This is a genomic window from Polynucleobacter sp. TSB-Sco08W16, assembly GCF_018687455.1.
Classification (GTDB): Bacteria; Pseudomonadota; Gammaproteobacteria; order Burkholderiales; family Burkholderiaceae; genus Polynucleobacter.
This window is the reverse complement of record NZ_CP061291.1, coordinates 1,682,894-1,698,513: the sequence shown is the minus strand read 5'-3', so window position 1 is coordinate 1,698,513 and position 15,620 is coordinate 1,682,894. Positions and strand designations below refer to the sequence as shown.

16 protein-coding genes and 1 other RNA gene are annotated in these 15,620 nt (G+C 46.4%); 12 read left to right on the top strand and 5 right to left on the bottom strand.

The window, feature by feature from the left end; all coding sequences use genetic code 11:
• Positions 1-52 precede the first annotated feature (52 nt).
• The 7 genes from FD961_RS08470 to rnpB all read left to right on the top strand — a co-directional run bounded on the left by FD961_RS08470 (position 53) and on the right by rnpB (position 7,619).
• Positions 53-706, top strand: coding sequence for a DUF502 domain-containing protein (locus FD961_RS08470; RefSeq protein ID WP_215393462.1), 654 nt, complete (start codon positions 53-55; stop codon positions 704-706).
• Positions 707-722: 16 nt separating this feature from the next.
• On the top strand, positions 723-2,525 hold the full coding sequence (aspS, locus tag FD961_RS08465; protein WP_215393461.1) for an aspartate--tRNA ligase: 1,803 nt from the start codon (positions 723-725) through the stop codon (positions 2,523-2,525).
• Between the two features lie 26 nt (positions 2,526-2,551).
• The gene (gene nudB, locus FD961_RS08460) at positions 2,552-2,995 is read left to right on the top strand and encodes a dihydroneopterin triphosphate diphosphatase (RefSeq protein ID WP_215393460.1); all 444 of its coding nucleotides are present in this window, start codon (positions 2,552-2,554) and stop codon (positions 2,993-2,995) included.
• Positions 2,996-3,019: 24 nt separating this feature from the next.
• Complete coding sequence (locus FD961_RS08455) at positions 3,020-4,843, top strand: ABC transporter ATP-binding protein/permease (protein ID WP_215393459.1); 1,824 nt, start codon at positions 3,020-3,022, stop codon at positions 4,841-4,843.
• 9 nt (positions 4,844-4,852) lie between these two features.
• Positions 4,853-6,196, top strand: coding sequence for a glycerate kinase (locus FD961_RS08450; RefSeq protein ID WP_215393458.1), 1,344 nt, complete (start codon positions 4,853-4,855; stop codon positions 6,194-6,196).
• Position 6,197: 1 nt separating this feature from the next.
• Positions 6,198-7,256 (top strand): dihydroorotase, encoded by a 1,059-nt coding sequence (gene pyrC / locus FD961_RS08445; RefSeq protein WP_215393457.1) that lies wholly within the window; start codon positions 6,198-6,200, stop codon positions 7,254-7,256.
• A 56-nt stretch (positions 7,257-7,312) separates the two neighbouring features.
• An RNA gene (gene rnpB, locus FD961_RS08440) (RNase P RNA component class A) lies at positions 7,313-7,619 on the top strand.
• On the opposite strand, the gene FD961_RS08435 is transcribed toward rnpB, so the two are convergent.
• A complete protein-coding gene (locus FD961_RS08435; protein WP_071466177.1) occupies positions 7,620-8,042 on the bottom strand; it encodes an OsmC family protein in 423 nt (140 codons plus the stop codon). It abuts the RNA gene before it with no gap.
• Between the two features lie 409 nt (positions 8,043-8,451).
• Between FD961_RS08435 and rplM the strand changes: the two genes are divergently transcribed.
• From rplM to erpA, 4 genes are all read left to right on the top strand, one after another.
• On the top strand, positions 8,452-8,880 hold the full coding sequence (rplM, locus tag FD961_RS08430) for a 50S ribosomal protein L13 (RefSeq protein ID WP_071466176.1): 429 nt from the start codon (positions 8,452-8,454) through the stop codon (positions 8,878-8,880).
• A gap of 9 nt (positions 8,881-8,889) precedes the next feature.
• Entirely contained in the window at positions 8,890-9,291 is a 402-nt protein-coding gene (gene rpsI, locus FD961_RS08425; RefSeq protein ID WP_071466175.1) for a 30S ribosomal protein S9, read from the top strand.
• A 112-nt stretch (positions 9,292-9,403) separates the two neighbouring features.
• The gene (gene argC / locus FD961_RS08420) at positions 9,404-10,462 is read left to right on the top strand and encodes an N-acetyl-gamma-glutamyl-phosphate reductase (RefSeq protein ID WP_071466174.1); all 1,059 of its coding nucleotides are present in this window, start codon (positions 9,404-9,406) and stop codon (positions 10,460-10,462) included.
• A gap of 68 nt (positions 10,463-10,530) precedes the next feature.
• The gene (gene erpA, locus FD961_RS08415; RefSeq protein WP_071466173.1) at positions 10,531-10,905 is read left to right on the top strand and encodes an iron-sulfur cluster insertion protein ErpA; all 375 of its coding nucleotides are present in this window, start codon (positions 10,531-10,533) and stop codon (positions 10,903-10,905) included.
• Between the two features lie 20 nt (positions 10,906-10,925).
• Here erpA and FD961_RS08410 read toward each other — a convergent pair whose 3' ends face one another.
• On the bottom strand, positions 10,926-12,053 hold the full coding sequence (locus tag FD961_RS08410; RefSeq protein ID WP_215393456.1) for an anhydro-N-acetylmuramic acid kinase: 1,128 nt from the start codon (positions 12,051-12,053) through the stop codon (positions 10,926-10,928).
• A gap of 88 nt (positions 12,054-12,141) precedes the next feature.
• Between FD961_RS08410 and tyrS the strand changes: the two genes are divergently transcribed.
• Positions 12,142-13,374: a tyrosine--tRNA ligase gene (tyrS, locus tag FD961_RS08405; RefSeq protein ID WP_215393455.1), complete on the top strand. Its 1,233-nt coding sequence runs from the start codon at positions 12,142-12,144 to the stop codon at positions 13,372-13,374.
• 13 nt (positions 13,375-13,387) lie between these two features.
• Here the strand turns inward: tyrS and ruvB are convergent, their stop codons facing one another.
• The 3 genes from ruvB to ruvC are packed head-to-tail and all read right to left on the bottom strand — an operon-like array spanning position 13,388 to position 15,609.
• Positions 13,388-14,452 (bottom strand): Holliday junction branch migration DNA helicase RuvB, encoded by a 1,065-nt coding sequence (gene ruvB, locus FD961_RS08400; protein WP_215393454.1) that lies wholly within the window; start codon positions 14,450-14,452, stop codon positions 13,388-13,390.
• 27 nt (positions 14,453-14,479) lie between these two features.
• Positions 14,480-15,061, bottom strand: coding sequence for a Holliday junction branch migration protein RuvA (ruvA, locus tag FD961_RS08395; RefSeq protein WP_215393453.1), 582 nt, complete (start codon positions 15,059-15,061; stop codon positions 14,480-14,482).
• A gap of 29 nt (positions 15,062-15,090) precedes the next feature.
• The gene (gene ruvC / locus FD961_RS08390; RefSeq protein ID WP_215393452.1) at positions 15,091-15,609 is read right to left on the bottom strand and encodes a crossover junction endodeoxyribonuclease RuvC; all 519 of its coding nucleotides are present in this window, start codon (positions 15,607-15,609) and stop codon (positions 15,091-15,093) included.
• Between the last annotated feature and the right edge of the window lie 11 nt (positions 15,610-15,620).

Sequence of the window (15,620 nt, the reverse complement as noted above, 5' to 3'; positions counted from 1 at the left end):
TCTATCGCTGATTGGCTGCTAACCCGCTAAAATAGCGGGTTAGGCAGAACACATGAAAAAATACTTTATCGCTGGCATTCTTGTATGGGCTCCCATGGCGGTCACCATTTGGGTGATTACCTGGGGCTTGGGCTTGCTCGACGGTGTATTTGGCTCGGTCATGCAGGCCATCATCGCTGTATTCCCTCACCAGTTTGCAGCTGATCTCCAACACTTCCGTGAGTTACCGGGGGTGGGTATATTAATTGTGGTTGCAGTGGTGGTTGTCACTGGCGTACTTGCGATCAATTTTGCTGGGCAATGGTGGCTAAAGGTCTGGGACAAATTTGTTAATCGTATTCCAGTTGTTCGTTCCATCTATTCCAGCGTTCAACAAGTTTCATCTACTTTATTTTCTGGCAGCGGTCAGGCTTTTAGTAAAGCCTTATTAATTCGTTACCCTCATGCAGATTCATGGGTGATCGCATTTCAAACGGGCACCCCTGCAAAAGAAGTGACTACTAAGTTGGGCGAGGGATATGTGAATGTATTTCTGCCGACCACTCCAAACCCTACCTCTGGTTTTTTTATGATCGTGCCACGTGCGCAAACAATCGAACTGGAGATGAGTGTTGAAGAGGCCTTGAAACACATTGTTTCTATGGGATCCGTTCCACCAAATAATTCTAGCGGTCTGACTTCAATTGAGTCGCCACACCATTTTTGATTTATAGGAAATTGTTATGTCAATGCGTAGCCACACTTGCGGCCAAGTAACCGATTCGCTGATTGGTCAAGAAGTTACTCTCTCTGGATGGGTTAATCGCCGTCGTGACCATGGAGGCGTGATCTTTATTGACTTGCGTGACCGCGAAGGTTTTGTTCAAGTTGTATGCGATCCCGATCGCCCAGATATGTTTGCTCTTGCTGAGCAAGTGCGTAATGAGTTTTGCATTCAAATCAAAGGTCTCGTGCGCGCACGTCCTGCTGGCACTGAAAATAATGACTTGGTCAGTGGCAAAGTAGAGATTCTTTGTCATAGCTTGGTGATTGTGAATGCCTCTATTACTCCGCCATTTCAGATTGATGATGAGAACCTATCTGAGACAACTCGTTTAACTCACCGTGTACTTGACTTGCGTCGTCCGCAAATGCAGAAGAACTTGCGTTTGCGTTATAACGTTGCAATGGAGTGCCGTCGCTATCTAGATGAAGCGGGCTTTATCGATATCGAAACGCCAATGCTGACTAAGAGCACGCCAGAAGGTGCGCGCGATTACTTGGTGCCTTCCCGTGTACATGATGGGCAGTTCTTTGCTTTACCGCAATCGCCTCAGTTATTTAAGCAGTTGTTGATGGTGGCTGGTTTTGATCGTTACTACCAAATTACTAAGTGCTTCCGTGATGAAGATTTGCGCGCAGATCGTCAACCTGAATTTACCCAGATCGACTGTGAAACTGCCTTCCTGAGCGAAATTGAAATTCGTGAGCTATTTGAAAACATGATCCGTCATATTTTCAAGAAAACCATGAGTGTCGAATTGCCTAACCCATTCCCAACCATGCCTTACTCAGAGGGTATGGCGCGTTTTGGTTCCGATAAACCAGATTTGCGCGTCAACTTTGAGTTCACCGAATTAACGGATTTGATGAAGGACGTTGACTTCAAGGTTTTCTCTGGTGCAGCTAACCAAGAGGGTGGCCGTGTCGTTGGTTTATGTGTACCAGGCGGTGCCGAGATTAGTCGTAGCGAAATCGATGACTACACCCAGTTTGTAAGCATCTATGGTGCTAAAGGTTTGGCATGGATCAAAGTCAACTCTGTTGCCGAAGGTCGCAATGGTTTGCAATCGCCGATTGTGAAGAACTTGCATGATGCGGCGATTGAAGGAATCTTGAAGCGCACCGGCGCAAAAGACGGCGATATCATTTTCTTTGGTGCCGATAAAGAAAAGGTCGTTAATGATGCTATTGGCAACCTACGATTGCGCATTGGCCATTCCGCTTGGGGTAAAGAGCATGGACTATTTACCGAAGGTTGGAAGCCGTTGTGGGTTGTGGATTTCCCAATGTTTGATTACGACGAAGGTGAAGCACGTTGGGTTGCTTGCCATCATCCGTTTACCAGCCCCAAAGATGAGCACATGAAGTATCTAGAGTCTGACCCAGGTAAGTGCTTGGCTAAAGCTTATGACATGGTTCTGAACGGTAGTGAAATTGGTGGTGGTTCTGTACGTATTCACCAAGAGGCTGTTCAAAGCCAAGTATTCCGCGCATTGAAGATTGGTGCGGAAGAGGCGCAAGCAAAGTTTGGCTTTTTGTTAGACGCTCTCCAGTATGGGGCCCCGCCCCACGGTGGCATTGCTTTTGGCTTGGATCGAATTGTGACGATGATGACTGGTGCTGAGTCTATTCGTGATGTGATTGCTTTCCCGAAAACACAACGTGCACAATGCCTATTAACTCAGGCTCCTAGCCCAGTGGATGAGCGTCAGTTGCGTGAGTTGCATATTCGTTTGCGCCAAGCTGCTCCTCCAGCTGCTTAAATCATCCAGCAATAATAAGCACTACTTTGAAAATCCCTATTTCGGTTTTAGTTGTTATCTATAAATCGAATGGGGATGTTTTATTGATAGAGCGCGCTGATAGGGCAGGCTTTTGGCAATCGGTTACTGGCAGCCTAGACGCGCCAGATGAGGATCTAGCTTTAGCTGCCACTCGCGAGGTTTTTGAAGAGACTGGGATTGCGGTAGATCAACTACCAATAGGTGCACTTCGCAATCTTCACCACCAGATCGAATACGAAATTTATCCTGAGTGGCGCTTTCGTTATGCTCCCGGCGTAACCAGGAATATTGAACATTGGTTTGTATTGCAAGTACCTAACAATATCTCAATCACGCTCGCCCCTAGAGAGCATGTTGCTTATGAGTGGCTCCCATTTAAAGAGGCCGCTAAGAAATGTTTTTCTCCTAGCAACGGTGATGCGATTCTGAAATTGTTTTCAGCGAGCTGAACTAGAAGCGAATAAGATAGAACGATGAGACATTCATCGGGACGCCATCACAACACTTCGGATTCAAAGATATCGCAAAGGGGTGATTGGCGAGTTATTCGCGATCTCCTCCCTTATCTATTAGAGTATCGCTTTAGAGTCATCCTGGCCCTGAGCTGCTTGATTGCAGCTAAATTCGCCAATTTAGGCATTCCGATTTTGATGAAAGAGTTGATTGACTCTTTGGATGTCAAGGCAGACTCTCCGCAAGCGTTATTGGTGGTTCCAGTCGGCATCATTTTTGCTTATGGTTTATTAAGAATCTCTGCATCATTATTTGCGGAGCTGCGCGAGGCTCTTTTTGCAAGGGTGACTCAAAACGCAGTTCGTAAGGTTGCACTTCAAGTCTTTGAGCATTTGCATTCATTGGCACTGAGCTTTCATCTAGCCAGACAGACTGGTGGCGTAAGTCGCGATATTGAGCGTGGGACACGTGGCATCCAGTCGCTGATTTCATATTCGCTCTACAGCATCCTGCCAACACTGATCGAGTTTTGCTTGGTTCTGGGGTACTTTGCCTACTCCTATGATATTTGGTTTGCTGCAATCACTTTGGCCGCCTTAGTTCTTTACATCGTATTTACTATTGTTGTGACCGAGTGGCGCACTCACTATCGCCGCACTATGAATGATATGGATTCAAAGGCGAATCAAAAGGCAATTGATTCTTTATTGAATTTTGAAACAGTAAAGTATTTTGGTAACGAAGCATTTGAAGCTCGTCGTTATGACGAAAATCTATTGCGTTATCAATCGGCTGCCGTGAAGTCTCAGAAGACCCTAGCCTTCTTAAACTTAGGCCAACAAATCATTATTGCAATTGGCTTGATGCTGATTTTGTGGCGAGCTACGCTGGGTGTAGTCAATGGCACGATGACCTTAGGCGACCTTGTTTTAGTCAACACATTGATGATTCAGTTATATATTCCGCTTAATTTCTTGGGCGTGATCTACCGTGAAATTAAGCAATCATTAACAGACATGGATCGCATGTTCTCTTTACTGAATACTGATAAGGAAATTGCCGATTCTCCTGATGCTCATCCCTTACATATTGATAATCAAGGTCATGGACCTGATGTGCGTTTTGAGAATGTATCTTTTCACTACGATGCAAAGCGCGAGATTTTGCGCGATATTAGTTTTACTGTTCCAGCCGGCACTATTACGGCGGTAGTTGGTCAGAGTGGTGCAGGCAAGAGTACCCTAGCTAGATTGCTCTTTCGTTTCTACGATGTGCAGTCTGGAAAGATCTTGATTGATGGGCAGAATATTCAAGATGTGACACAGGCGAGTTTGCGTAAAGCAATCGGTATCGTTCCTCAAGACACTGTTTTATTTAATGACACTATTGGCTACAACATTGCCTATGGTGACCCATCCGCTTCTATTGATGAGGTACATGAGGCTGGAAGAGCTGCCCAAATCGATAGTTTTATTAAGCGCCTGCCAGATGGTTATGACGCCCAGGTTGGTGAGCGAGGCTTAAAACTGTCAGGTGGTGAGAAGCAGCGGGTTGCGATCGCAAGGACTTTACTCAAAAAACCGGCCATGTTGATTTTTGATGAAGCTACTTCTGCTCTGGACTCTAAAACAGAGCGAGCTTTTCAGGAGGAGTTATTAAGTCTGGCAAAAAATCGTACCACTCTCATCATTGCACATCGACTCTCTACAATTATTCATGCTGATCAAATCTTGGTGATGGATCACGGTCAGATTGTGGAGCGAGGTACACATCTTGAGCTGCTTGCTGCTAGAGGCAGATATGCTGAAATGTGGCAAATGCAGGAGCGTGCTGCACTTGATTAGAATAGCCTGATGATCCAACAAAGTAACCGATCAGCCACTACAGAAGAGGCTACTCTGAAAAATGCCTTTGCTGCTGCAGTTGCGGTAGCTGATCCGCAGATTATTGTTCCCCAATGTTTGGCAAAGATATTTCCATCTAGTCAAGAGCCACAAGGTAAATGCTTGGTGGTGGGTGCTGGTAAGGCTAGCGCATCCATGGCGAGTGCACTAGAGTCTTATGCCAAAGTACATTGGCCACAAGTTCAGGTAAGTGGCGTTGTACTTACTCGTTATGGCCACAACTCGCCAACTACTCATATAAAGATCGTCGAAGCAGGTCATCCAGTGCCAGACCAAGCAGGTATGGATGGTGCTAAAGAAGTGCTGGCTTTGGCTAAGCAGCTTCAAGCTGGCGATGTTTTGATCGCTTTGGTCTCTGGCGGAGGCTCTAGTCTCCTGACCCTGCCTATTGACGGCATCTCTATCGAAGATGTGCGTAAGACTACCGAGGCACTTTTGCGTAGTGGTGCTCCGATTGAAGAGATGAATGTGGTGCGCAAACACTTATCAGCAATTTTAGGTGGCAATTTAGCGAGAGTTGCAATTGCGCGTGGTGCTCGAGTTGAAGCTTTATTAATTTCTGATGTGACTGGTGATTCTCCAGCGGATATTGCAAGCGGCCCTTGTGCGGCTGACTATTCAACGTATTTAGATGCAGTCAATATCTTAGAAAAATATCGTTTGGGGGAAGATGCAATTCCGATGTCAGTTTTGAATCACCTGAAGCAAGGTGTAGCTGGAAAAAAACCGGAGACATTAAAAGAGTTGGATCTCGTTGATGCACAAGTTGCGAATCATGTCATCGCAACAGCATATAAAAGTTTAGAGGCGGCTGCTGACTACGTTCGTAGTCAAGGGTATGAATCGGTTATTTTGGGTGACACCATTACAGGAGAGGCCCAAGAGGTGGGAATCAGCCAGGCTCAGTTGGCTCGAGATTATCTGGCTAAGAGCGATCAGCCATTGGCTCTAATTTCTGGTGGTGAATGTACTGTCACTATTCCTACTGGGGTAAAGGGCCGTGGTGGTCGTTGCAGCGAATATCTACTCTCACTGTTAGCTGCCAGTTCGGATTTGCCTGGGATTGCTGCTTTGGCTGCTGATACCGATGGTATTGATGGTAGCGAAAAGAATGCTGGCGCATGGTTTGATCCCGATATACGTCAGGCTGGAAAGGCTCAGGATCTTGTCCCCGAAAAATTCTTAGCAGCGCATGATTGCTACGGCTTCTTTGCGGAATTGGGAGCTTTGGTGGAAACTGGCCCTACACTGACGAATGTGAATGATTTCCGTATCATCTTGCTTAATAATTAATATGACTAATAGCCCTACACAAATTCAATTAGTACAGCCAGATGACTGGCATTTGCATATTCGTGATGGCGAAGTCATGAAGGATGTATTGGCTGATACTGCTCGTCAATTTGCGCGTGCGATCATCATGCCTAATCTAAAGCCGCCTGTGACAACCGTAGATTTGGCAAAAGCTTATCAAGCCCGTATCGAATCAAATTTGAAGTCATTAAGTATTGATAGCTTTACACCACTGATGACTTTGTATCTCACCGACAATACATCTGCTGATGAGGTACACAAGGCCAAGGCAGCAGGTATTGTTGGATTCAAGTTATACCCTGCAGGCGCTACGACCAATAGCGATGCTGGTGTTAGTGACATCAAGCGTTGTTATAAAGCATTAGAGGCAATGCAAGCAGTGGGGATGCCACTCTTGGTACATGGTGAAGTGACTCACGCTGATATTGATATTTTTGATCGTGAAGCGGTATTTATTGATCTTGTTCTTGAGCCTTTGCGTAAAGACTTCCCTGAGCTCAAGATTGTGTTCGAACACATTACTACCAAGCAAGCAGCACACTATGTGCGTGATGCAGCGACTGGAGGAAAAGCTACGATAGCTGCGACGATCACCCCGCAACATTTGCTGATGAATCGCAATGCGATTTTTGCTGGCGGTATACGTCCACATAATTATTGTTTGCCAGTACTAAAGCGTGAGGAACATCGCATTGCATTGCTAGAAGCTGCTACCAGTGGCAATACTCGGTTCTTCCTGGGAACAGATAGTGCTCCACATGCTAAGGGTGCCAAAGAGGCTGCTTGCGGCTGTGCTGGTTGTTACAGCGCATTTAATGCATTAGGTTTATATGCAGAAGCATTTGAGAATGCTGGTAAGTTGGATAAATTAGAAGGCTTCGCTAGTTTCTTTGGGCCTGATTTTTACTCCTTATCCCGCAATAGTAAAAAAATTACCCTCGTAAAACAGGCGCAAAGTATTCCTGCTGAATTGCCGCTGGGTGACGCAACCATTGTCCCTTTGCGTGCTGGTGAGACCATCGCCTGGTCGCTAATTTAAATCCTCGCTCTATTTTTACAAGCCAATTTGCTCTGTCTGCGTTAGACTGCAGGCGCAGAGTCAATTAGGCAATCGCCGCCTCTTTATTGAGGGGGAGGAAAGTCCGGACTCCATAGGGTAGGGTGATGGCTAACGGCCATCCACGGTGACGTGAGGAATAGGGCCACAGAGACGAGCGTATTTAGTTACGGTGAAACGCGGTAACCTCCACCTGGAGCAATCCCAAGTATGCAGACGATGAGGCGTCCCGCTGAGTCTGCGGGTAGGGAGCTTGAGCCGTTAGGTAACTAACGGCCTAGAGGAATGATTGCCCCTAGATGAAAGTCTAGGCGACAGAATCCGGCTTATCGATTGACTCTGCACTTATTCCGCAATTACTTCGACGCTATAGCTTAGCTCTGCGGTTTTTGCCAACATCGTAGTCGCTGAGCAGTATTTTTCATGTGAAAGTTTTACTGCACGATCTACCTTGGCTTGATCCAGATCTTTACCTTTGACCGTGAAGTGCAAATTGATCTTAGTAAAGACTTTGGGATCCTCGGCTGCTCTTTCTGCCTGAAGGGTGACATCGCAGCCGCTAATAGCCTGACGAGCCCTCTGTAGGATTAAAACGACATCGAATGCCGAACAGCCGCCAGCGCCAGCCAAAAGGAGCTCCATTGGTCTTGGGGCTAGGTTTCTGCCTCCTGCTTCAGGTGCGCCATCCATATTTACTAGGTGGCCGCTGCCAGTTTCTGCTGAAAAGGCCATCCCGCCATTACCCAACCAAGATACTCGACATTCCATATTAGTGACCCCTAACTTACTAAATTAATCAATATTATCAATAGTTTACCAATTTTCAAGGAGACTAAGTTGCTGCACGGCAACATAAAAATCTTGATTTTGGTCAATTTTCTTGCATTGCATCATTACTTATGGGTACAATAACCACATTGGTAGTCAGTCTTATACAAGACTGCGACTTACCTCCCAGTGTCTCCTCCACCCAAACATAGGTGGATTCCAACCCAGGACTCGTTCCTGGGTTTTTTTTGGGTTACAATTCAAGGCTTTACTGAATTACCGAACCAGTCAGCGGTAATTGTTGTACCAAGTAAATTGCAGAATCTGCGAGCTTGCAAACATAAGCAGGGCCAAGGTGGACGTAGTTTGGTTGGAGTAATTTTTTTTGACTATAACAATTTGAGAAATCATGAAAACTTTTTCTGCAAAATCCCATGAGGTAGTGCATGAATGGTTCGTGATTGACGCTACGGACAAAGTCCTCGGTCGTGTCGCCAGTGAAGTGGCACACCGTCTACGCGGCAAGCACAAGCCTGAATACACCCCACACGTTGATACTGGCGACTTTATTGTTGTCATCAATTCTTCTAAGCTCCGTGTCACTGGCACAAAAGGCTTGAACAAGATCTATTACCGTCATAGCGGATACCCAGGTGGTATTAGCTCGACTAACTTCGACAAGATGCAAGACCGTTTCCCAGGTCGCGCTTTGGAGAAGGCTGTAAAAGGTATGTTGCCAAAAGGCCCACTAGGCTATGCCATGATCAAGAAATTAAAAGTCTACGGCGACGCCAATCATCCGCATGCGGCTCAACAGCCAAAAGCGTTAGAGATTTAAGGAAACCAAATGGCTATTAATTACGGAAATTGGAATTACGGTACTGGTCGCCGCAAGAGTTCTGTTGCGCGCGTATTCATTAAATCTGGCAAAGGCGAAATCATTGTTAATGGTAAACCTATCGATGCTTATTTTGCTCGTGAAACATCACGCATGATTGCTCGTCAGCCTTTGGCTCTCACAGCCCACTTAACGACCTTTGATATCAAAGTAAATGTTTCTGGTGGTGGTGAAACTGGCCAAGCTGGTGCAGTTCGTCACGGTGTTACTCGTGCATTGATCGACTATGACAACGCTTTGAAGCCAACCCTGTCTAAAGCAGGTTTGGTAACTCGCGATGCTCGTGAAGTTGAGCGTAAAAAAGTTGGTCTGCACGGCGCGCGTCGTCGTAAGCAGTTCAGCAAGCGCTAATTCTTTCAGTCGCTCAAGTTTTATCGAAAGGGTCGCGCAAGCGGCCCTTTTTGTTTCTACAATCTAGGTATTAAAGAAATAAAATTCATCAGTCGGCATTTTGGAGAATGGCATGATTAAAGTTGGCATCGTTGGCGGCACAGGATATACCGGGGTTGAACTATTGCGCCTACTGGCACAGCATCCTGAAGTAAAGATTGTTGCGATTACCTCTCGTACAGAAGCTGGTATGCCAGTAGCTGAGATGTTCCCATCTTTACGCGGTCGTGTTGATCTCAAATTTACGACTCCAGATGAAGCGAAGTTAACGGAATGCGACGCAGTGTTTTTTGCTACTCCACATGGTGTTGCAATGGCGCAGGCTAAAGAATTGCTGGCAAACAATGTGAAGATTTTGGATTTAGCCGCAGACTTTCGTTTGAAAGATGTTAAAGAGTTTGCCAAGTGGTACGGCATGGAGCACACCTGCCCAGAAATTTTGGCTGAGGCAGTTTATGGCTTAGCAGAAATCAATCGTGAAGCCATTAAAAAAGCACGCGTTGTTGGATTGGCTGGTTGTTATCCAACCTCAGTACAGCTCGGTCTCGCACCATTGCTTTCGCCAAAATCGACTGGTGGCAAGCACTTGATCGATGGCACCCATATTATTTCTGACTCTAAGTCGGGGACCTCTGGTGCTGGCCGTAAAGCAGAGATTGGTACTTTGCTATCTGAGGCTAGCGATAACTTTAAAGCTTACGGAGTTAAAGGCCATCGCCATCTTCCTGAAATCGTGCAGGGCCTAAAGGCGATCGCTGGTCATGATCAAATTGGCCTGACATTTGTGCCGCATCTCACCCCAATGGTGAGAGGTATTCATTCGACTTTGTATGTGCGTTTGACTGAAGCTGGACAAGACGTAGATTATCAACAGCTTTATGAGTCTTTTTACAAGAATGAGCCTTTTGTCGATGTGATGCCTGCTGGCAGCCATCCAGAGACGCGCTCCGTAAGAGGAAGTAATGGCATTCGGATTGCAATCCATCGTCCTGGCGGTGGCGATACTCTGGTCATTTTGGTCGTTGAGGATAATTTGGTCAAAGGAGCCTCAGGTCAAGGCGTGCAGTGTATGAACTTGATGTTTGGCTTGCCCGAAACAACGGGCCTTACCCAGATTGCGGTTTCTCCATAATGACCCTTCAGCAAACTGGGCATTAAAAGCCTAAAATAAGACATACCCTTTTGAATTAGGAGTGAATCATGACCGAATTAGCTACGCAACCCGCACAAGATCTAGCCGAGCCACCGACTCCTTTGGTGTTTACGGATGCTGCTGCTGCAAAAGTAGCTGACTTGATCGCCGAAGAAGGCAATCCAGAGCTGAAGTTGCGCGTATTCGTGCAAGGTGGTGGTTGTTCAGGTTTTCAGTATGGCTTCACATTTGATGACGCTGTGAATGAGGATGACACGCTCTTTGAAAAGAATGGTGTTACTTTGTTGGTGGATTCAATGAGCTTCCAATATTTAGTTGGTGCGGAGATTGATTACAAAGAAGATATCAATGGTTCACAGTTTGTGATCAAGAATCCAAATGCACAAACGACTTGTGGTTGCGGTTCTTCTTTCTCTGCTTAACTAAAAAAGCACTTAATCATTTAAGCGGGATAGCAAGCACCTAGAATTCTAGGACCCTTCGCTCCCGTAACGGCTGGCAAATTTGCTGGCCGTTTTGTTTTGTGGGCCCAGGCAAGCCATGCAAATGCAAGGCCTTCTACCAGCTGTGGATCGATGCCAGAAGAATTGCTTGTAGTAATTTCTAATGGCTGTTTAAAGAGATTCTGCGACTTCACTTTGAATAAATCCATTAAGGCAATATTTCTGGCGCCACCTCCGCAGACAATCAGTTTCTGGGTTTGCGGGGCGTGACGAACTAGAGAATCTAAGGCCGAATGCGCTGTTAAATGTAATAGTGTGGCCTGCACATCCTCGGCATGATGATTGTCTTTACCTAATTTTTCATGCAGCCAGTCGAGATGAAAGTCATCACGACCAGTACTCTTTGGAGGAGCTTTTGCAAAGAACGAATCGGAGAGCATTCGTTCAAGAAGTTCTTCATCTACTTTCCCTTGTGCTGCCCAATTACCACCCTCATCAAATGCGTTTCCTTGATGCTCATGTATCCAGGCATCCATCAACATATTTCCTGGACCACAGTCAAAGCCAGTCACCTCACCACTCGTGGGGAGAAGAGTGAGATTGGCAATACCACCAATATTGAGAATGGCTAAATTTCTATCTTCTACAAATTGCTGCGCATGAAATGCGGGCACTAATGGTGCACCATGACCACCTGCAGCGAGATCTCGACTTCTAAAGTCTGCAATCACATCAATACCAGTCTTCTCCGCTAAAAGAGCAGGATTCAGTGTTTGGTGGGTGTAGGCTAGATCTCCAAGATGGGGTTGATGGCGAACGGTCTGGCCGTGAGCACCAATGGCAGCAATATCAGAAATCGGTAGATTGGCCTTTTTGAGCAGCTGACTTACCGCCTCCGCATAAGCTAGTGCTAGAGCATTACCAGCCTGCTTTTCTCGATGGAGCTCATTAGGGCCAGGGCTCTGGAGTTCAAAAAGGGCTTTGCGCAATGTAGGTGAAAAGGGGAGACTAACGGCCTCAACTGCGCTTGTTTCACCATTAACCCCAATCTTTGCTAAAACAGCATCAATTCCATCTAGGCTGGTACCAGACATTAGACCAATGTAGAGGGGGTGGGGCTGGTTCATAGGGTTCAGGGTTGGGCTCTCAGTGATGCGACAATTATGCTTTAGCAATTTAAATACTAATTTAACCTAAACAGTTAACTGAATCAGCATGACGGCTAAACCAGAACAAAAATATCCTTTGACCCCCGAAGTCTTTGCGGCACTCGAAGTCACTAAACGTGGCTGTGATGAGTTGTTAGTTGAGGCTGATTGGGTACAGAAGCTAGCTCGTAGCCAAGCCACCCAGACCCCTTTGAGAATTAAATTGGGCTTAGATCCAACTGCGCCAGATATTCACTTGGGTCATACCGTTGTCCTAAATAAATTGCGGCAGTTACAAGATTTAGGGCATACCGTCATTTTCTTGATCGGTGATTTCACCAGCATGATTGGTGATCCATCGGGCCGAAATGCTACGCGCCCACCACTAACTGCGGAAGAGATCGCAGTGAATGCCGAGACTTACTATCGTCAAGCCAGCATGGTCTTAGATCCTACTAAAACAGAAGTGCGTTACAACAGCGAGTGGTGTGATCCCTTGGGCGCACGCGGCATGATTCAGTTGGCAGCAAAACATACTGTTGCCCGCATGCTAGAGCGCGATGACTTTACTAAGCGTTATCGCAGTGGCGTACCAATTTCTATTCATGAGTTTTTATATCCCTTGATGCAGGGTTATGACTCGGTTGCCCTGAAGAGCGATCTAGAGCTTGGTGGTACTGATCAAAAATTTAATCTTCTAGTGGGTCGTGAACTCCAGCGGGAGTATGGTCAAGAGCCTCAATGTATTTTGACTATGCCTTTGTTGGTTGGTCTTGATGGTGTTGAGAAAATGAGTAAGTCCAAAGGTAATTACATAGGCATCAGCGAGCCTGCTGGTGATATGTTTGGCAAACTCTTAAGCATCTCAGATGATTTGATGTGGGATTACTTCACATTGCTATCATTCCGTCCAATGTCAGAAATTGATTTAATGAAGCAAGAAGTAGCCGCTGGACGCAATCCAAAGGATTGCAAGGTATTGCTCGCCCAAGAAATCGTGGCACGTTTTCATTCACAGGCAGCAGCAGAAAAAGCGTTAGAAGACTTTAATCACCGCGCTAAGGGTGGTGTACCAGATGATATTCCGGAGGTAAATCTCTCCGGCGCCCCAATGGGAATTGCTAATCTTCTCAAGGCTGCAGGATTAGCGCCCTCTACATCAGAAGCGATGCGTAACATTGAGCAAAACGGCGTAAAGGTTGATGGCGAAACTGTTTCTGATAAACAGACCAAAATTGAAGCTGGAACCTACATAGTGCAGGTGGGTAAGCGTAAGTTTTCTAAGGTTACGCTGAGTTAATTTAGGGCGCGGCTTAAATATCTAGGCTGCTGCTTGGCGGCGTTAAGCCAAAGTGCTCATAGGCCTGGCGGGTTGCTACACGTCCGCGCGAGGTTCTCTGTAGATAGCCTTGTTGAATAAGGTAGGGCTCTAGGACGTCTTCAATGGTGTCGCGCTCTTCCCCAATCGCTGCAGCCAGGTTATCAATACCGACAGGTCCGCCATCAAACTTATGCAAGATGGCTTCTAGCAATTTTCTATCCATGACATCAAAGCCGCTTGGATCGACATCGAGCATTTTTAATGCAGCATCAGCCATCGCTTTGGTGATGGTGCCGGTACCTTTTACTTCTGCATAGTCACGTACCCGCCGTAGCAAGCGATTTGCAATGCGAGGTGTGCCACGTGCACGCTTAGCAATTTCAACTGAACCCTCTGGATCAATGTTTGCCTTCAATAGACTTGCAGAACGGGTGATGATCTTAGTGAGCTCTTCGGTGTTGTAGAACTCGAGTCTTGCAACAATCCCAAATCTATCGCGCAATGGATTGGTCAGCATACCTGCGCGTGTTGTGGCGCCAATTAAGGTGAAAGGTTTGAGATCAATCTTGACGCTGCGTGCTGCAGGACCTTCGCCAATCATGATATCGAGGCTATAGTCCTCAAGCGCTGGGTACAGAATCTCCTCAACCACAGGAGAGAGGCGATGGATCTCATCAATGAAGAGCACATCATTGGCTTCTAGATTGGTGAGTAATGCAGCAAGATCACCGGGTCTATCTAGAACTGGTCCACTCGTTTGACGCAAGTTCACGCCGAGTTCGCGTGCAATGATATGGGCAAGGGTAGTTTTACCAAGTCCTGGAGGGCCAAATAAGAGAACATGATCCAGCGCTTCTTGTCGTGCTCGAGTAGCACTAATAAAAATCTCTAATTGGGCGCGAGCCTTAGTTTGGCCAACATACTCATCGAGTTGTTTTGGACGTAGTGCTCTTTCAAAGACGGCCTCAGCATTGCCTGCTGCACCGCTGACAATACGGTCATTACCTTCCGGTAAGTCTTCGGGAATCGAGCTTAGGTCGTCAGTGTGAATTGCCATACTGCAAGTGTAGTGGTGTTTGTCTACTTATGGCTTAGATAGATACTTTAAGCCCATACGAATGCCATCAGAAACTGAGGTATCCGGAGGGATTTGCTTGAGAGCTAAGAGAGCCTCTTTTTCTGAATAGCCTAAAGCCAATAGTGCTTGTAGTACTTCGCTATTGGCATCTAATGCTTGGGGTTTGTCTGTAGCAATGCCTAAGTCTGGGGCTAATTTACCTTTGAGCTCCAAGCAAAGACGCTCGGCAGTCTTTTTACCGATACCGGGAACCTGGGTCAGTCGACCAGCCTCTTGTAGGGCAATGGCTTGCGCTAATTCATTTACGCTCATGCCAGACAGTACGGCTAAGGCAGTTCTAGAGCCAACACCGCTGATCTTAATTAACTGCCTAAACGCCTCACGTTCAGTCTCGGTAGCAAATCCAAACAGTTGCTGCGCATCTTCACGAACTTGGAAGTGTGTCAGCAGGGTAATTTTTTGACCTGCTTGGGGTAGTTGATACAAGGTACTCATGGGCACATCAATCTCATACCCAATGCCTTGGCAATCTACCAAGAGGCGAGGTGGATGAACTGAAACGAGAATTCCTTGAATGCGACCAATCATGTAGAGATCTTAACCTGTGATGTGTATTTTTACTTACTACGTTTTTTCGGAGCCAAGGCTGCAGTAATTGCTTTCGGAATCTGCGCATGATGAGCTGCGCAGATGGCGACTCCCAATGCATCTGATGCATCAGTTCCTGGTGCGCGATTTAATCTTAATAGGCGTTTGACCATTTCTTGCACTTGAGGCTTAGCTGCCCGACCCGTGCCGACGATGGCTTGTTTTACTCTTAAGGCGCTGTACTCAGCAACAGGGAGCTTTTCTGAAACGAGAGCAGCAATAACTGCCCCTCTGGCTTGACCTAGCATTAAAGTAGAGCGTGGGTTCACATTGAGGAAGACTTCTTCAATTGCCGCTGACTCTGGATGATAAATTTCTAGAACTTCTTTAACTCCAGCATAGAGGGCACCTAAGCGCTCTGGCAAACCTTTGGCAGGGTCGCCGCTCTCAATCGTCCCTGAGGCTACGTAAGTCAGTTTTTGGCCATCAACATCAATGACACCAAAACCGGTAGTACGCAAACCAGGATCAATTCCTATCCAGCGCATAAGTCTTCTAT